Raw genomic sequence first — 17,681 nt, 5'->3', positions numbered from 1 at the left:
AGAGGCAGCCGGAGAGCGGGCGCGGCCGGGGTCGCGATGATGCTCGGCGGTGCGGGAGTCCTGCTGGGCGTGGCCGCGGCGCCGGCCCAGGCCGCCGAGGTGTCCTACGCGACCGACTGCGTACCGCCTCCGGTCTCCGGGCTGCCGACGGTCAAGGGCACCACCAAGGTGGAGGTCACCGCGCCGGCCACGGCGAAGGTCGGTGACGAGGTCGAGGTGGTCTGGAAGTTCACGCAGGCCGCGTCGAAGAACCCCGACCTCATCGACCTGCCCGCCAACTCGGTCCAGCCGTCCGGCACCCTCAAGGCGGCCGGCGCGCAGGCCGCGTCCATCGCGATGCAGGGGCCGCGCGAGAACCCGGCGATCCCCAAGGGCGGGGCGATGGTCCTGTCCGACATGAAGGGCAAACTGAAACTGACCACGGCGGGCGAGGTGACGCTGACGCCGGACGCGTACGCCATCAACGTCATGTCGACGGACACGAAGTGCACGCCTACGGAGACGGTGAAGCCCGCGGCGACGATCAAGGTCACGGCGGGGACCACGCCTCCTGGCACGCCCGATCCCACCGACCCCACCAGCCCGCCGCCGACGAGCGATGAGCCGGCCCCGACCGAGAGCGAGACCGGGGGCAGCGACACGGGCGGTACCACCGGTGGCGGCGGTGAGACCGACTTCACGGGCAAGGAGGTCAAGATCCCCTACGCGTGCAAGACGCCGATCGGCGACAAGAACGCGACCTCTCCCGTGCAGATCAACGCCAAGAAGGACGGCGGGAGTTACGGCCTCACCGTCCAGTTCAAGGGCTCTGTGATGGACAGCCCCGCCGACATCCCGGCGGACTCGGTCAAGCCGTCGATGGAGGTCGCGCTCGGCGGTGCCGACAAGGGCACGGTCCATGTCGAGGGGCCGACGAACCCCGAGGCGATCAAGTCCGGGGATCCCATGGTGATCTCCGACATGACCGGCACGTACAAGCCCGGCGCCGACGGGGAGTCGACGCTCTCGCCCGGTGTGCTGACGGTGAAGGCGCTCGGGACGACCACGACGTGTACGCCGGAGAAGTCCGAGGTGTCGTTGACGCTGGACACGTCTGCCCAGCCGGGGGGTGCCGCCGGTGGGAGTGGCTCCGCCGGGGGAACCGGTACGTCGGGGGCCGGTGGGTCCGGTGACTCCGGCGGCGGGCTGGCGGACACGGGGGCCGATGACAGTGGGGGCTTGCGGGCGCTCGGGTTTGTCGCTGGGACCGCGATTCTGCTCGGCGGGGCCGTGTTCACGTTCATGCCTCGGCGGCAGGCTTCGCGGCGCGCGCCGTAGGGGAGCGGCGCCGTTTGGAGGTGCGGGTCCGTCGTGGCTGGTCGCGCAGTTCCCCGCGCCCCTAAAAGCAAAAGATTGCGCAGTTCCCCGCGCCCCTTATAAGGGGCGCGGGGAACTGCGCAATCAGCCACAACGGGCCTGCAGTTGACCTGCCTGACCTCAGCGGAGCGTCTAGCGGACGTCGCCCATCAGGGACTTGACCTTGTTTCGGTACATGTAGACCGCGAAGCCGGCGATGACGGCGAGGGTCGCTTCCAGGGCGACGATGCCCATGCCGTTGAGGTCGACGCCCGCGATGGAGAGCAGGCCCGTCGTGGCGTCGCCGGCGGTGACGGCGAGGAACCAGACGCCCATCATCTGCGAGGCGTACTTCGCGGGAGCCATCTTCGTCGTGACGGAGAGGCCGACCGGGGAGACGGTCAGCTCGCCGACGGTCTGCACGAAGTAGATGGCGACCAGCCACATCGCGGCGGCCTTGTGACCGCCCTCGGCGATCGACAGGGGAGCCAGGAACAGGAAGAACGACGCGCCGACCAGGACCAGACCCGAGGAGAACTTCACGATCGTGCTCGGCTCCCTGCCGGCGCGGTTCAGCGCCAGCCAGGCCCAGGCGAAGACCGGGGCGAGGGCCATGATCAGCACGGGGTTGACCGACTGGTACCAGGAGACCGGGAACTCCCAGCCGAAGACGCTGTTCTCGGCCGACGACTCGGCGAAGATCGACAGGGTGGAGCCGCCCTGGTCGTAGATCATCCAGAAGACGGCCGCGGCGATGAAGAACCAGATGTACGCGGACATCTTCGACTGCTCGACGCGGTCCAGGGACTTGTCCCGCTTGATACGGGCGATGACCCAGACCGGGATGACCAGGCCGAGGACCGTCAGCGGAACCAGGATCCAGTTCAGCGTGTAGTGGCCGGAGAAGCCGACGACGGCGTAGAAGACGGCGGCGACGGCCAGCCACAGCAGGCCCTTGCGCAGCGTCGAGGCCTTCTCGGCGGCGGACAGCGGCGTCGGGACGACGTCGGAGCGCGTGTCGAGGTGGCGGCGGCCGATCAGGAACTGGGCCAGACCCAGCGCCATGCCGAGCGCGGCGAGCGCGAAGCCCAGATGCCAGTTGACGTTCTCGCCGATGGTGCCGATGACCAGCGGCGCGGCGAAGGCGCCGAGGTTGATGCCGATGTAGAAGACGGTGAAGCCACCGTCACGGCGCGGGTCGTCCGGGCCGTCGTAGAGGTGGCCGACCATCGTCGAGATGTTGGCCTTCAGCAGACCCGAGCCGATCGCGACGAGACCGAGACCGGCGTAGAACGTGCCGGACGAGGGCAGCGCCAGCGTCAGGTGGCCGAGCATGATCACCAGGCCGGCGACGGCGACGGTCTTACGGGGGCCGAGCACGCGGTCCGCGAACCAGCCGCCGGGGAGGGCGAGCAGGTACACGAGCGACAGGTACACCGAGTAGATCGCGGTGGCCGCGGTCGCGCTCAGGTGCAGGCCGCCGGGTGCGACCAGGTACAGCGGGAGGAGTGCCCTCATGCCGTAGTAGGAGAAACGCTCCCACATCTCGGTCATGAAGAGAGTGGCCAGTCCGCGGGGGTGGCCGAAGAAGGTCTTCTCGGAACCGGGGGTGCCCGGGGAGACCGAGTCCTTCGTCAGGCTGGACGCCATGGTCGTTCCTTGCTGGTCGGGACGCGCTGCAGAGCGTCGCGCGCCCGGTGGGGGAGGCGGCCGGCACCGGCGGGGAGGGCCGTCCCACCCCACGCCCACGGGGAGTCCGCTCCGGGTCTTCGGAGCGGGGGACGGCGACCACCGGGATCCACGCCCCGTACGCGTCCTCGCGCTCGGGGCCCGGCCACAGGTCATTCCTTTCAAGGCTGGTAGACACCAGCCCGCACACAAAAGAGACCTTCGGCGTCAAGCTCCCGCCAAAGGTCCCCGCGTGGTGCTACAGGCGTCTGGTCACCATAAGGCCCCACGGCATGGCATTGCCGCATATGACATGACTTGAGAGATGGATCACAGGTATGGATGGAACCATGCGCCTGAATCGAAGGCCGTTCATAGATTTACATCCCTGACTCACAGGGTTTCATCTCCCGCGCGGTGCGGGCGAATCACGGGTGTCGATCACCCTGTCTGCACTGGTCCACAGCGGACTACCATCAGTTCATGACCCGAGTACTGCTCGCCGAGGACGACGCGTCCATCTCGGAACCCCTGGCCCGCGCCCTGCGCCGGGAGGGGTACGAGGTTGAGGTACGCGAGGACGGCCCCACCGCGCTCGACGCAGGCATCCAGGGCGGCATCGATCTGTGTGTGCTCGACCTCGGGCTGCCCGGCATGGACGGCCTGGAGGTGGCCCGGCGGCTGCGTGCCGAGGGGCACACCGTGCCGATCCTCATCCTGACCGCGCGCGCCGACGAGGTGGACACGGTCGTCGGCCTGGACGCCGGCGCCGACGACTACGTCACCAAGCCGTTCCGCCTCGCCGAGCTGCTGGCCCGCGTCCGGGCCCTGCTGCGGCGCGGCGCGGCCGAGCCCCAGCAGCCGCCCGCCACGCACGGCGTGCGCATCGACGTCGAGTCGCACCGGGCCTGGATGGGCGAGGAGGAGCTCCAGCTCACCGCCAAGGAGTTCGACCTGCTGCGGGTTCTCGTCCGGGACGCCGGACGGGTCGTCACGCGTGACCAGCTCATGCGTGAGGTCTGGGACACCACGTGGTGGTCGTCCACGAAGACGCTGGACATGCACATCTCGTGGTTGCGGAAGAAGCTCGGTGACGACGCGGCGAATCCGCGGTACATCGCGACGGTACGAGGAGTGGGTTTCCGCTTCGAGAAGAGCTAGCTCTTGCTGTTGGGCTGCGCCTCATCGCCGTTGTGGCGTCGGTGAGTGCGCGGCCGCGGGTCGTGTGTGGCTGGTCGCGCAGTTCCTCGCGCCCCTGTAGGGCGCCCCTAGCCCCTGATCGATCAGTTGCCCGGAGGGCCCTGTGCGTCGCCGACTCATCAACTCCACTCTGGCCGTCGTGCTGGTCGTGATCGCCGTGTTCGGGGTCTCGCTCGTCATCGTCGAGACCCGCACGATCAGCAACAGCGCCCAGGAGCGGGTGGACTCCGAGGCGGTGCGGCTGGTGAGCATCGTCGACAGCCGCATCCTCGGCGACGAGCTGATCAGCGCCGGTGTCCTCAAGGACCAGGTCACGGGCGACCGGTACGCACGCATCGAGATCCCGGGCCGCGCCGACATCCACATCGGCGACAAGCCCACCGGTGACGTCATCAAGTCGACCCGCAAGGGCGAGCAGCGCGAGACGGTCACGGTCCAGGAGCCCAGCTCCGCGGTCACCCGGGAGGTCGGCCGTACGCTCCTGATCATCGCGGCGGTCGCCCTGCTCGCGGTGGTCGCCGCCGTGCTCCTCGCGGTGCGCCAGGCCAACCGGCTCGCCTCCCCGCTGACCGACCTCGCGGAGACCGCCGAGCGGCTCGGCTCCGGGGATCCGCGGCCACGCCACAAGCGCTACGGCGTCCCGGAGCTGGACCGCGTCGCGGACGTCCTGGACGGTTCGGCCGAGCGCATCGCCCGCATGCTGACCGCCGAGCGGCGCCTCGCGGCCGACGCCTCGCACCAGTTGCGTACGCCGCTGACCGCGCTGTCCATGCGGCTGGAGGAGATCACCCTCACCGACGACCCGGACATCGTGAAGGAGGAGGCGACCATCGCGCTGGGTCAGGTCGAGCGCCTCACGGACGTGGTCGAACGGCTCCTGACGAACTCCCGGGACCCGCGCACCGGCTCCGCCGTCACCTTCGACCTCGACGAGGTCATCAAGCAGCAGCTCGCGGAGTGGCGCCCGGCCTACCGCAACGCGGGCCGCGCGATCGTCAGCTCCGGCAAGCACCGGCTCCAGGCCGTCGGGACGCCCGGAGCCGTGGCCCAGGTCCTCGCCGCGCTGATCGAGAACTCCCTGATGCACGGTGGCGGCACGGTCGCGCTGCGCACACGCGTCACCGGCAACCAGGCTGTGATCGAAGTCACCGACGAGGGGCCCGGTGTCCCGGCCGATCTGGGCGCCCGGATCTTCGAGCGGGCCATCAGCGGCCGCAACTCCACGGGGATCGGGCTCGCCGTGGCCCGTGACCTCGCGGAGGCCGATGGCGGGCGCCTGGAGATGCTCCAGGCGCAGCCTCCGGTGTTCGGGCTGTTCCTGTCGCGTACGCCGCTCAGCCGGCCGCAGGACGGCGGCGACGAGGAGACGGTTCGCTAGCGCCGTGGGGAAGGTGCGGGTGCGTTGTGGCTGGTCGCGCAGTTCCCCGCGCCCCTGAAACGGGGCGCGGGCGCGCCCCCGAAAAGGTCTCTAGCGGACGCGCTGGACCTGCCGGAACTGGCGTGTCGGGCGGTCCTCGTCCTCCAGGTAGGCCTGGCGCTCCTGGTCGAGATAGGGCTCCGGGTTCTCCAGGAACGATTCCGCGCTGGCCACGGCCTCACGCGCCGGAGCCGCCCGGAAGACCCAGGTGCGGTAGGACCAGAAGCGGAAGAGCGTCGCGATACCGATGCCGACGAACTTGAAGACGTTGCTGGCCAGCGGGCTGTCCAGCCCGAGCCCGTACGTGGCGGCGTAGAGGAAGCCGTTCTCGATGACGAGGCCGACCGCGCTGAACAGCACGAACAGCGTCAGCTCCTTGGTGCGGCCGCTCTTGTCGCGATCGCGGTACGTGAAGTACCGGAAACCGATGTAGTTCGAGACGATCGCGACGACCGTGGCGATCACACTGGCCCGCACGACCTGGAGATCCGTGGTACTGCGCACCAGGTTGAAGGCGATCAGGTTGACCAGCAGACCGGCCCCGCCGACCGCGCCGAACTTGGCGACTTCCCTGGTCAGCCGGTCGATCCGCATACGGACAGCGCTGGGCGGCCTGGCATGTGCCCTGCGTTTACCACCTTTGCCCATGGTGTCGCCCAGCCCCCGTCTCGTCGGATACGTCAATTTCGTCAACCTTCGTCGACTCCGCCATGCTAACCAGCGGTTCCCTTCCGTGCCTGGCTGGGACTCGAATATGTGGCCGGGATGTGATGAACATGCGGAACTTCCGATGATCATGCGGGTGACAGGGGTGCCCCGGCATGGCCGATACCCTGGGGGCGTGACGTTCCCGGTAGTCGGCATGGTCGGCGGGGGCCAGCTCGCTCGTATGACACACGAGGCGGGCATCCCGCTCGGCATCAGATTCAAGCTCCTCAGTGACACCCCCCAGGATTCCGCGGCGCAGGTCGTCGGCGATGTCGTCATCGGCGACTATCGCGACCTCGACACGCTGCGGGCCTTCGCGCGGGGCTGCGACGTGATCACTTTCGATCACGAACACGTACCCACCGAGCATCTGCGTGCTCTGGAGGCGGACGGCATCCCCGTGCGCCCCGGGCCCGACGCGCTCGTGCACGCCCAGGACAAGGGCGTGATGCGCGCGAAGCTCGACGCGATCGGCGTGCCGTGCCCGCGGCACCGGATCGTGAGCGACCCGGCCGACGTGGCCGCGTTCGCGGCGGAAGGGCTCCCCGAGGGGGCCGAGGGCGACGGTTTCCCGGTCGTCCTCAAGACCGTTCGCGGCGGCTACGACGGCAAGGGCGTGTGGGTCGTACGGTCCGCGGCGGACGCCGAGGACCCCTTCCGCGCCGGCGTCCCGGTCCTCGCCGAGGAGAAGGTCGACTTCGTACGCGAGCTGGCCGCCAACGTCGTACGGTCGCCGCACGGCCAGGCCGTCGCCTACCCCGTCGTCGAGTCCCAGCAGGTCGACGGCGTCTGCGACACGGTCATCGCGCCCGCGCCCGGCATCTCGGACGAGCTCGCGCTGCGGGCCGAGGAGCTGGCCCTGCGCATCGCGAAGGAACTCGGCGTGGTCGGCCACCTCGCGGTGGAGCTCTTCGAGACGAGAGACGGCCGAATCCTCGTCAACGAACTGGCCATGCGCCCGCACAACTCCGGTCACTGGACCCAGGACGGCGCGATCACCTCCCAGTTCGCCAACCACGTCCGCGCGGTCCTGGACCTGCCCCTCGGCGATCCGCGCCCGCGCGCGAAGTGGACGGTCATGGTGAACGTCCTGGGTGGCGACTACCCCGACATGTACTCCGCGTACCTGCACTGCATGGCCCGCGACCCCCAGCTCAAGATCCACATGTACGGCAAGGACGTGAAGCCCGGCCGCAAGGTGGGCCACGTCAACACCTACGGCGCCGACCTGGACGACGTCCTCGACCGCGCCCGTCACGCAGCCGCCTACCTGAGAGGCACGATCACCGAATGAGCACGTCCGCAGATGTGTCCTCCGAATCGCCCGTGGTCGGCATCGTCATGGGCTCGGACTCCGACTGGCCCGTCATGGAAGCGGCCGCCCAGGCCCTCGACGAGTTCGAGATCGCGTACGAGGTCGACGTGGTCTCCGCGCACCGGATGCCGCGCGAGATGATCGCGTACGGCGAGGAGGCGGACGGGCGCGGCCTCAAGGTGATCATCGCGGGCGCGGGCGGCGCGGCCCATCTGCCGGGCATGCTCGCCTCGGTGAGCCCGCTGCCGGTGATCGGCGTCCCGGTCCCGCTGAAGTACCTCGACGGCATGGACTCGCTGCTCTCGATCGTCCAGATGCCCGCGGGTGTCCCGGTCGCCACGGTCTCGGTCGGCGGCGCACGCAACGCGGGCCTGCTGGCCGCCCGCATCCTCGCCACCCAGGACACCGAACTCCTCGCCCGAATGCGCGAGTTCCAGCAGGACCTCAACGACCAGGCCACGGAGAAGGGCAAGCGCCTGCGCTCCAAGGTCGAGGCCGGCGCCGGCAACGGCTTCGGCTTCGGGAAGTGACGCGCATGTCGTCCCTGGACCGCGCCCGCGCCCTGCTCGCCGACTTCCCCGTCGTCGACGGCCACAACGACCTCCCCTGGGCGCTGCGCGAGCAGGTTCGCTACGACATCGGCGCCCGGGACATCGCCGCCGACCAGAGCGCCCATCTGCACACGGACCTGGCCCGGCTGCGCGCGGGTGGTGTCGGCGCGCAGTTCTGGTCGGTGTACGTACGGTCCGACCTGCCCGGCGCGGTCACGGCGACGCTCGAACAGATCGACTGCGTACGGCAGTTGATCGAGCGCTACCCCGCCGACCTGCACGCCGCGCTGACGGCCGCCGACATGGAGACGGCCCGTGGCGAGGGCCGTATCGCCTCGCTGATGGGCGCCGAGGGCGGCCACTCGATCGACAACTCCCTCGCCACCCTGCGCGGGTTGTACGAGCTGGGGGTCCGCTACATGACCCTCACCCACAACGACAACATCGCGTGGGCGGACTCGGCGACCGACAAGCCGTCCGTGGGCGGCCTGTCGGCGTTCGGCCGCGAGGTCGTAGGGGAGATGAACCGCCTGGGCATGCTCGTGGACCTCTCCCACGTGGCCGCCACGACCATGCGGGACGCGCTGGACACGTCCGTCGCGCCGGTGATCTTCTCCCACTCCTCCTCGCGCGCGATCTGCGACCACCCGCGCAACATCCCGGACGACGTACTGGAGCGGCTGCCCGCCAACGGCGGTGTGGCGATGGTGACGTTCGTGCCGAAGTTCGTGCTCCAGGCCGCCGTCGACTGGACGGCCGCCGCCGACGAGAACATGCGCGAGCAGGGCTTCCACCACCTCGACACGACCGCCGAGGCGATGAAGGTCCACCGCCTCTTCGAGGAGTCCAACCCCCGCCCCGTCGCGACCGTCCCGACGGTCGCCGACCACCTCGACCACATGCGCGAGGTCGCGGGCGTCGACCACATCGGCATCGGCGGCGACTACGACGGCACGGCGTTCACCCCCGACGGCCTCGACGACGTCTCCGGCTACCCGAACCTCATCGCGGAACTCCTGGACCGCGGCTGGTCGTCCACCGACCTCGCCAAGCTGACCTGGCAGAACGCGGTCCGCGTGCTGGGCGCCGCGGAGGACGTGGCCCGCGACGAGCGCTCCCGCAGGGGTCCGTCGAACGCGACCCTGGAGCAACTGGACGGCTAGGCACGGCCGGACGGACGCGGCCGGCGGTCACACGGGGGCGGGGTGTCCCAGCAGCATGGTCGGGGCGCCCTTCACCCGGGTCAGGAACACGGTCGCCGAGTTCGGCCCCTGCGGCTTCACCTTGCGCCGCAACTCCTCCGGCTCGACGGCCGATCCGCGCTTCTTGACGGTGAGGACCCCGACCCCGCGCTCCCGCAGCAGCGCCTTCAACTTCTTCACGCCGAAGGGGAGTTGATCGGTGATCTCGTACACGGTGGCGTAGGGAGTGGTCTTCAGCGAGTCCGCGGTGACGTAGGCGATGGTCTCGTCGATCAGACCGCCGCCGTCCAGCTCCTCGGCGACCTCGGCGACCAGATGCGCCCGGATGACGGCCCCGTCGGGCTCGTACAAGTACCGCCCCAGGGGCCGCACTTGGGGGTCGGGCAGCCCCCGGCCGACGAGGGTCCGCGGCCCGGGCAGCAGGGTCGCGCGTACGGACCCGGCCTCTCCCGTGCCGAACCACAGCACGGCCTCCTTCACGTCACCGGAGTCCGAGATCCACTCGGCCCCGGCCTCGGCGGGGACGGTCTCGTGCGGAATCCCGGGCGCGATCTTCAGCGCGGCGACGGGCGCTTCGAGAGCGGCCCGAACGGCCCACGACAGCGGCGGCGAATAGGCCTCGGGATCGAAGACGCGCCCGCGCCCGCCCCGCCGGGCCGGGTCCACGAACACGCCGTCGTACGCGGCCGTCGCGACCTCCGTGACATCCGCCTCGCGCACCTCGATCAGCTCGCCGAGCCCGAGCGCGTCGGCGTTCGCCCGCGCCACGGCCGCCGTCAGCGGGTCCCGGTCGACGGCGAGCACCCGGATCCCGGCCCGGGCGAGCGCGATCGCGTCACCGCCGATCCCGCAGCACAGGTCCGCCACGGACCGCACCCCGAACTCCTGGAAACGCCGGGCCCGGTACGCGGCGACACTCGCCCGGGTCGACTGCTCCACCCCGTGCGGCGTGAAGTACATCCGCCCCGCGTCCGCCGCGCCGAACTTCACCACGGCCCGCTGCCGCAACCGCGCCTGCCCGAGCGCCGCCGAGACGAGCCCGACGGGATACTCCCGCCGCAGCCGGGTCGCGACGGCCAGCTCCTGAGCGGGTTCGGTCTCCCGCACCTCGTCGAGCAGAGCACGGCCCTGGTCGGTGAGCAGGGCGGCGAAAGCGGAGAGGGGATCGAGGTCGTTCACCGCCCCATTGTGGGCCAGTCGGTGGACGGGACGGGCAGGACGGCGGTGTCGACGCCTGGTGAGGGGCCTGACCTGTGAGTATCCGAACCCATGCGACTTGTACGACAAAAGTACAGTAACGGTGCAATCGGGGGGTCCTTTTCAGGGGCGCGGGGAACTGCGCGACCAGCCCCAACGCGCCCGCGGACGAACAACCGGCCCACACGCCCCGCACGCACCGCGATCACGCTACTGACCGTCACCACCCTCGCAGCCGGCTGCGGAGAAACGCCGTCCACCACCCCCAAGCCCGCCGCAGGCCAACAACTCCTCAAGGCCCCACCGGCCCGGGCCATGGACGCCTACGCCACCAAACTCCGCCAGGAGCAGCGCGCACGCGCCACCGCGGCAAAACGGTGGGGCCTGGCCAAGCCCCCTCTGCCCGCACCCCCCGCCCCCAAGAAGAAGCCCCGCATCAGCACCCGTAAAGGCTTCGAGGTGGACGACCACGAAGGCCTGCCGCCCGTCTTCACCACGATCCCCACCAAGGACAAGGTCGTCTTCCTCACCATCGACGACGGCGCCGAGAAGGACCCGGCGTTCCTGCGGATGATGAGCGAGCTGAAGATCCCGTACACGGCCTTCCTGAGCGACTACCTGGTCAAAGAGGACTACGGCTACTTCAAGAAGATGCAGGACAGGGGCGTGGTCCTGAACAACCACACCCTCAACCACCGCTATATGCCGAACCTCTCCCACGAACGGCAGAAGCAGGAGATCTGCGGCATGCAGGACGTGATCGAGAAGCGCTACGGCAAGCGCCCGACCCTCTTCCGCCCGCCCTTCGGCAGCTACAACGAGGACACCCTGCGCGCGGCCGGGGCCTGCGGCATCAAGGCGGCCCCGCTGTGGAACGAGGAGGTCTTCGCCGACCGCTGGGACTACCGCGAGCTGGACCGGGACCTCCATCCCGGTGACATCGTTCTCAGCCATTTCCGCGGCAAGGAGCACTGGAAGGGCACGATGCCCGACATGGTCCGCCGCTTCCTGAAGCTGGTCACGGACAAGGGGTACGCGGTGGCTCGTATCGAGGACTACCTGTGAGGATGCGGCCGGCCGCCGCCGCGGTGCTGCTCGCGGGGCTGGTCTGCCTGGCCGGCTGCGCCCAGTCCGTGGACCCCATCGAGCGGCTGGGCAAGAAGGCCGCGCAGAAGGTACGCACGTACGGCCCGACCGAGGACCCGTACCGCCGCTGGGGCCTGACCGCCCCGCTCGCCCCGGCGCCGAAACCGCCCGACCGGCGGCCCTCCGCCCGCACGGCGGGGCCGGGGCTGCCGCCCGTCGTCGACCGCGTCCCCACCCGCGACCGGGTCGTCTTCCTGACCTTCGACGACGGCGCCGAGAAGGACCCGGGGTTCGTCGACATGGTCCGTGAACTGCGGCTGCCGGTCACGATGTTCCTCACGGACAGTGTGGTCGGGCCGGGGTACGCCCACTTCGGCCGGCTCCGCGCGGTCGGCGCGAGCGTGCAGAACCACACGCTCGACCACCCGTACCTGCCGGGTCTTCCGTACGCCGGGCAGCGTGCCGAGATCTGCGGCCAGCAGGAGAAGCTCAAGCAGCGGTTCGGTATCCGGCCTCGCCTCTTCCGGCCGCCCTACGGCGACTACAACTCCGACACTGTGCGGGCCGCCGCCGACTGCGGGCTGGCCGCCGTCGTCCTCTGGCGCGACGCCGACCGGCTCCGCCCGGGTGACATCCTTCACTGCCCGGAGGGCCGGAACGGTACGAGTCTCACTCGGACAACGACCAAGATCCTGAACCGAGTCCAGGCCCAGGGTTTCACGGTCGCCCGCCTGGAGGACTACCTCTAGCGATTTATCGCCCCCGCCGCCCCTACCCATTCCCGTCACTACTCGGGGGCCAGCCCCCGAACCCCCGCTCCTCAAACGCCGGAGGGGCTAAAAGATTGCGCGGCCGGGCGAAAGATTGCGCGGCCGGGCCGAACCTCTACAGCCCAGTCCAGGCACATCTCAGCCCGTCCGGCGTTTGAGGACGAGGCCGTTCAGGCCGATCAGCGGGGGTCTGGGGGCGGCAGCCCCCAGGGCGTTCACCCGTGGCACCGGGCGCCGGACATCCCCTGACCGCCGGAGGCAATTGGCACTCCGCTTGACCGAGTGCTAATCGCAGTCATAGTCTCAGGTCTGGCACTCACCGCAGGAGAGTGCCAATAGCGACGGGCAGGTCCGGCACCCGCGACGACGGATCCACCTGGTCGCCACCTCAGACAGTTAACCCCGTGAGATCTCCGAAGGGGGAGGTCGGATCGTGACGACCACCAGCTCCAAGGTTGCCATCAAGCCGCTTGAGGACCGCATTGTGGTCCAGCCGCTCGACGCCGAGCAGACCACGGCCTCTGGCCTGGTCATCCCGGACACCGCCAAGGAGAAGCCCCAGGAGGGCGTCGTCCTGGCCGTGGGCCCGGGCCGCTTCGAGAACGGCGAGCGTCTTCCGCTCGACGTCAAGACCGGCGATGTCGTGCTGTACAGCAAGTACGGCGGCACCGAGGTGAAGTACAACGGCGAGGAGTACCTCGTCCTCTCGGCTCGCGACGTGCTCGCGATCGTCGAGAAGTAATTCACCCGGCACCACCAGCATTCCCGGCATTACCAGCATTGCAGTGAACTGCGCCCCTGGCCCCCGCGACCTTATGAAGCCGGGCGTCGGGGGCGCAGTTCGTTTCACCCACGTTTTCCGAGAGGGCTGAACCGCTCCCATGGCGAAGATCCTGAAGTTCGACGAGGACGCCCGTCGCGCCCTCGAGCGCGGCGTCAACAAGCTTGCCGACACGGTCAAGGTGACGATCGGCCCCAAGGGCCGCAACGTCGTCATCGACAAGAAGTTCGGCGCACCCACCATCACCAACGACGGTGTCACGATCGCCCGCGAGGTCGAGATCGACGACCCGTACGAGAACCTCGGCGCCCAGCTGGTGAAGGAGGTGGCGACCAAGACCAACGACATCGCGGGTGACGGTACGACCACCGCCACCGTGCTGGCCCAGGCGCTCGTCCGCGAGGGCCTGAAGAACGTCGCCGCCGGCGCGTCCCCCGCCCTCCTGAAGAAGGGCATCGACGCGGCCGTCGCCGCGGTCTCCGAGGAGCTCCTCGCGACCGCGCGCCCGATCGACGAGAAGTCCGACATCGCCGCCGTCGCCGGTCTGTCCGCCCAGGACAGCCAGGTCGGCGAGCTCATCGCCGAGGCGATGGACAAGGTCGGCAAGGACGGTGTCATCACCGTCGAGGAGTCCAACACCTTCGGTCTGGAGCTGGACTTCACCGAGGGCATGGCCTTCGACAAGGGCTACCTGTCGCCGTACTTCGTGACGGACCAGGAGCGCATGGAAGCCGTCCTGGACGACCCGTACATCCTGATCCACCAGGGCAAGATCTCCTCCATCCAGGACATGCTGCCGCTGCTGGAGAAGGTCATCCAGACCAACTCCTCCAAGCCGCTGCTGATCATCGCCGAGGACGTCGAGGGCGAGGCCCTGTCGACCCTGGTCGTGAACAAGATCCGCGGCACGTTCAACGCCGTCGCCGTGAAGGCCCCCGGCTTCGGTGACCGCCGCAAGGCGATGCTCGGTGACATGGCCGGTCTGACCGGTGCCACCGTCATCGCCGAGGAGGTCGGCCTCAAGCTCGACCAGGTCGGCCTGGACGTGCTGGGCACCGCCCGCCGCGTGACCATCACCAAGGACGACACCACCATCGTCGACGGCGGCGGCAAGTCCGACGACGTCGCCGGTCGCATCAACCAGATCAAGGCCGAGATCGAGGCCACGGACTCCGACTGGGACCGCGAGAAGCTCCAGGAGCGCCTCGCGAAGCTGGCCGGCGGCGTGTGCGTCATCAAGGTCGGCGCCGCCACCGAGGTGGAGCTCAAGGAGAAGAAGCACCGTCTGGAGGACGCCATCTCCGCGACCCGCGCCGCGGTCGAGGAGGGCATCGTCTCCGGTGGTGGCTCCGCGCTCGTCCACGCCGTGAAGGTCCTGGAGGGCAACCTCGGCAAGACCGGCGACGAGGCCACCGGTGTCGCCGTCGTCCGCAGGGCCGCTGTCGAGCCGCTGCGCTGGATCGCCGAGAACGCCGGCCTGGAGGGTTACGTCATCACCTCCAAGGTCGCCGAGCTCGACAAGGGCCAGGGCTTCAACGCCGCGACCGGCGAGTACGGCGACCTGGTCAAGCAGGGCGTCATCGACCCGGTCAAGGTCACCCGCTCCGCCCTGGAGAACGCCGCCTCCATCGCCTCCCTGCTCCTCACGACCGAGACCCTGGTCGTCGAGAAGCCGGCCGAGGAGGAGGCCGACGCGGGCCACGGCGGTCACGGCCACTCCCACTAGGCGAAATCCGCTTCCGGGCGGCCCGAGGGGGCGTACGTCCCATTGAGCGCCCGGCGAAGGCCCGGTTCCCCGTCACGGGGGGCCGGGCCTTTGTGCTGCCGGGTTTTCGTGGCTGTGGCTGTGGCTGTGGCTGTGGCTGTGGCTGCGGCTGTGTCGCCGTCGCCGTCGCCGTCGGCCCGGCCCTGTCAGACCTCCAGCTGGTCCAGCGCCCCGAGCTGGTCCATCAGCCCCAGCCGGTCGTACTGCCACCACCCCTCGACGATCTTGCCGTCCTCGCGGCACCGGTGAATGGTCGTGCCGGTCATGGTGACCTGCCTGCCGCTGGCCGGTATCCCCATGAAGTCACCCTTGTGGGTGCCGTTCCAGGTCCAGCGCGTACAGACCCGGTCGCCGTCGGAGAACTGGTCCTCGATGGTGAACGCGAAGTCGAACCCGGCCCGCCACATCTCCACCTCGCGGAGCATGGCGTCCATCCCGATCACGTCCTGCTCGTTGGACGGATCATGGTCGTGGTAGTTCTCCGCGACGGTCTCGCTCCACGTCGGCAGCTTGCCCCTCCCGGCGAGCAGCCCGAAGAGATTGCGGACGCTGGCCTTGTAGAGCCGCTCGTCCCGCACCACGTCGAGATCCGTGAACGTCGGTATCTCGTCGCAGAGCGCCACCATCTCGCGGAAGATCCGGTCGGTCTCCGGAAGGCGCGAGTTCCGCATCGCGTCGTCGTACGACTGGAACTCCACGATCTCGATGAAGTGGCCGGCGTCGTGCCGGTCCTTCCCGATCACGTTGTGCGTCGCGGTCCGCTTGCCCTTGGTCTGTTCGACCCAGGTGTCCATGAGCCGGTTCATCTCGTCGATCCGGCTGGTCTTGCAGTCGATCAGCTGTACGAAAGTCATGGCGCCGCCTCCCGGCACTTCGAGTCCGGTTGAATACGCCCATTTTAGTGAAAATCCCCTCAGGCCGTTGTTCAGCCGAAGGGGATTCCACCTATGTCTGTGCCGCTGCCTAAGTGCCCGTCCGCGTCACCGCGCGCAACCGGGCTCACTTCGGCCCGTACTTCCGCCCTGTCTTCGAAGTGATCCCGCTGAGCAACGCCCGCGGGGTCACCTTCGCGACACCCATCAGGGCCTTGTAGCGCGGATCCGGGATGGACAGCGACTTGCCCCGCGCCAGGTCGGCCAGCGCGGCGGCGACCACCTTGTCGGCGTCCAGCCACATCCAGTTCGGGATGTTGTCCGTGCCCATCCCTGCCCGCTCGTGGAACTCGGTCCGCACGAACCCGGGGCACAGAGCCATCAGCCGCACACCACTGCCGGACAGGTCCTTCGCCACGCCCTGCGTGAACTGCACGACCCACGCCTTCGACGCCCCGTACGTACCGCGCGGCACGAACGCGGCCGTGGACGCCACGTTGACGACACCGCCGCGCCCGCGCGCCCGCATGGACCCGGCCGCCGCCGAGGTCAGCCGGAGCACCGCCTCGCAGTGCACCTTGAGCATCTTCAGCTCGTCCGCCATCGGTACGTCCAGATAGAGGCCCTTGTTGCCGAAGCCCGCGTTGTTGATCAGCAGGTCGACCGCGTTCTTGCGGTCCGAGAGCCGGGCGGCCACCGCCTCGATGCCCTCGTCCGTCGCCAGATCCGCCGTCAGCACCTCCGCCTCGATGCCGTGCCGGTCGTGCAGTTCCGTCGCCTGCTCGCCGAGCCGCTTCTTGTCGCGCGCCACCAGCACGAGGTTGTGCCCGTCGGAGGCGAGTCGCCGCGCGAAGGCGGCACCGATGCCCGCGGTCGATCCCGTAATCAGAGCCGTTGTCATGGCCCAAGATTAGTGACCTGGCTCATGCTGTCCGTGCGCCGAATGACCCGAAAGTGCACCCCTCGGCTGTCCCTTCCCCACAACCTCCACAACGACGAACTGCCGCGCCATCTCCCGGCCTTCGCGGCGCGCCGGACGGCGGTGGGATTTGGGTGGAGTGTCCGGATCGGCCGCCCGCCGGTGCCGGGCCCCGTCAACTCGCCCGGCCGGGGCGGCGGTCTCGGCTCACTTCGCGTCCTGGCCGTACTTCTCCACGTACTCCCGCGCCTTCTCCAGCGCCTCCGGGTGCAGCGCGTCCCCCGCTTCCAACACCTTTGGCAGCAGGCCCCGTTCGGTCGTTACGGCGCGGAACTGGAGGGCGACCGTCACCTCGTGGTCGGGCCGGTGGACGATCTCGATCGGGTCGTCGGCGCGCAGCTCGCCCGGCTCGATCACCCGCAGATACGCACCGGGCGCCCCCTTCGCGGTGAACCGCCTCACCCACCCCTTCTCGCCCAGATGGCCCTGGAAGGTGAGACAGGGAATCCGCCCGGAGGTGACCTCCAGGACAACCTCGGAGCCGATCCGCCAGCGCTCCCCGATCCGTGCGCCAGACACGTCGACGCCCTCCGTCGTGAGGTTCTCGCCGAACATTCCGCTGGCCAGGGGCCGCCCCAGCTCGCGCTCCCAGTCGTCGAGGTCCTCGCGCGCGACGGCGTACACGGCCTGGTGATCACCGCCGTGGTGCCGCAGCTCGCACACCGCGTCCCCGGCGAGCCCGCTCGCGCCGACCCCCTTGGGCCCGGGCGCGGACACCCGCACCGGCCCGTCCACCGGCCGCTTGTCGATCCCGGTCACGCCGTCCGCCTGGTCCGTGTAGTCGACGGTCTTGGGGCGGCCAAGGTTCAGAGACAGAAGCTTCATGACTGCACGC

General features: G+C 69.5%; 16 protein-coding genes. 10 read left to right on the top strand and 6 right to left on the bottom strand.

All coding sequences use genetic code 11. The features are described 5' to 3' along the window. Positions 1–39: 39 nt before the first annotated feature. Entirely contained in the window at positions 40–1,317 is a 1,278-nt protein-coding gene (locus ACIBEI_RS33515) for a hypothetical protein (RefSeq protein WP_398894122.1), read from the top strand. A gap of 171 nt (positions 1,318–1,488) precedes the next feature. Here the strand turns inward: ACIBEI_RS33515 and ACIBEI_RS33510 are convergent, their stop codons facing one another. Then, the gene (locus ACIBEI_RS33510; protein WP_398893978.1) at positions 1,489–2,985 is read right to left on the bottom strand and encodes an oligopeptide:H+ symporter; all 1,497 of its coding nucleotides are present in this window, start codon (positions 2,983–2,985) and stop codon (positions 1,489–1,491) included. A 501-nt stretch (positions 2,986–3,486) separates the two neighbouring features. Here ACIBEI_RS33510 and ACIBEI_RS33505 point away from each other — a divergent pair. Continuing rightward, complete coding sequence (locus ACIBEI_RS33505) at positions 3,487–4,164, top strand: response regulator transcription factor (protein ID WP_055614806.1); 678 nt, start codon at positions 3,487–3,489, stop codon at positions 4,162–4,164. Positions 4,165–4,306: 142 nt separating this feature from the next. Then, positions 4,307–5,581: an ATP-binding protein gene (locus ACIBEI_RS33500; RefSeq protein WP_398893976.1), complete on the top strand. Its 1,275-nt coding sequence runs from the start codon at positions 4,307–4,309 to the stop codon at positions 5,579–5,581. A gap of 90 nt (positions 5,582–5,671) precedes the next feature. On the opposite strand, the gene ACIBEI_RS33495 is transcribed toward ACIBEI_RS33500, so the two are convergent. Continuing rightward, on the bottom strand, positions 5,672–6,268 hold the full coding sequence (locus tag ACIBEI_RS33495; RefSeq protein ID WP_398894121.1) for a GtrA family protein: 597 nt from the start codon (positions 6,266–6,268) through the stop codon (positions 5,672–5,674). A gap of 142 nt (positions 6,269–6,410) precedes the next feature. On the opposite strand from ACIBEI_RS33495, the gene ACIBEI_RS33490 reads away from it, so the two are divergent. The 3 genes from ACIBEI_RS33490 to ACIBEI_RS33480 are packed head-to-tail and all read left to right on the top strand — an operon-like array spanning position 6,411 to position 9,357. Beyond that, a complete protein-coding gene (locus tag ACIBEI_RS33490) occupies positions 6,411–7,622 on the top strand; it encodes a 5-(carboxyamino)imidazole ribonucleotide synthase (protein ID WP_398893974.1) in 1,212 nt (403 codons plus the stop codon). After that, positions 7,619–8,173 (top strand): 5-(carboxyamino)imidazole ribonucleotide mutase, encoded by a 555-nt coding sequence (purE, locus tag ACIBEI_RS33485; RefSeq protein ID WP_398893973.1) that lies wholly within the window; start codon positions 7,619–7,621, stop codon positions 8,171–8,173. Before ACIBEI_RS33490 ends, purE begins: the two co-directional genes overlap by 4 nt. Positions 8,174–8,178: 5 nt before the next feature. Beyond that, complete coding sequence (locus tag ACIBEI_RS33480; protein ID WP_398893971.1) at positions 8,179–9,357, top strand: dipeptidase; 1,179 nt, start codon at positions 8,179–8,181, stop codon at positions 9,355–9,357. A gap of 27 nt (positions 9,358–9,384) precedes the next feature. Here the strand turns inward: ACIBEI_RS33480 and ACIBEI_RS33475 are convergent, their stop codons facing one another. Then, positions 9,385–10,575, bottom strand: coding sequence for a methyltransferase domain-containing protein (locus ACIBEI_RS33475; protein ID WP_398893969.1), 1,191 nt, complete (start codon positions 10,573–10,575; stop codon positions 9,385–9,387). Between the two features lie 222 nt (positions 10,576–10,797). Here ACIBEI_RS33475 and ACIBEI_RS33470 point away from each other — a divergent pair, with 222 nt between their 5' ends. The 4 genes from ACIBEI_RS33470 (at position 10,798) to groL (ending at position 14,956) form a co-directional block, all read left to right on the top strand. Beyond that, on the top strand, positions 10,798–11,658 hold the full coding sequence (locus tag ACIBEI_RS33470; RefSeq protein WP_398894119.1) for a polysaccharide deacetylase family protein: 861 nt from the start codon (positions 10,798–10,800) through the stop codon (positions 11,656–11,658). Between the two features lie 2 nt (positions 11,659–11,660). Further along, a complete protein-coding gene (locus tag ACIBEI_RS33465; RefSeq protein ID WP_398894117.1) occupies positions 11,661–12,428 on the top strand; it encodes a polysaccharide deacetylase family protein in 768 nt (255 codons plus the stop codon). Positions 12,429–12,882: 454 nt separating this feature from the next. Then, entirely contained in the window at positions 12,883–13,191 is a 309-nt protein-coding gene (groES, locus tag ACIBEI_RS33460) for a co-chaperone GroES (RefSeq protein ID WP_015035628.1), read from the top strand. Positions 13,192–13,330: 139 nt separating this feature from the next. Next, a complete protein-coding gene (gene groL / locus ACIBEI_RS33455; protein WP_398893967.1) occupies positions 13,331–14,956 on the top strand; it encodes a chaperonin GroEL in 1,626 nt (541 codons plus the stop codon). Between the two features lie 185 nt (positions 14,957–15,141). Here the strand turns inward: groL and ACIBEI_RS33450 are convergent, their stop codons facing one another. The 3 genes from ACIBEI_RS33450 to ACIBEI_RS33440 form a co-directional block, all read right to left on the bottom strand. Beyond that, complete coding sequence (locus ACIBEI_RS33450; protein ID WP_398893965.1) at positions 15,142–15,849, bottom strand: ester cyclase; 708 nt, start codon at positions 15,847–15,849, stop codon at positions 15,142–15,144. Between the two features lie 145 nt (positions 15,850–15,994). Further along, on the bottom strand, positions 15,995–16,768 hold the full coding sequence (locus ACIBEI_RS33445; protein ID WP_398893963.1) for an SDR family NAD(P)-dependent oxidoreductase: 774 nt from the start codon (positions 16,766–16,768) through the stop codon (positions 15,995–15,997). Positions 16,769–16,993: 225 nt separating this feature from the next. Beyond that, positions 16,994–17,671 carry an MOSC domain-containing protein gene (locus tag ACIBEI_RS33440; protein ID WP_398893962.1) on the bottom strand — a complete coding sequence of 226 codons (678 nt, stop codon included), beginning with the start codon at positions 17,669–17,671 and terminating at the stop codon, positions 16,994–16,996. Positions 17,672–17,681: the final 10 nt, after the last annotated feature.

It is taken from the genome of Streptomyces sp. NPDC050988 (assembly GCF_044456225.1).
Lineage (GTDB): Bacteria > Actinomycetota > Actinomycetes > Streptomycetales > Streptomycetaceae > Streptomyces.
Note: the sequence above shows the minus strand (reverse complement) of the source record. Positions and strands in the feature narration are given on the sequence as shown.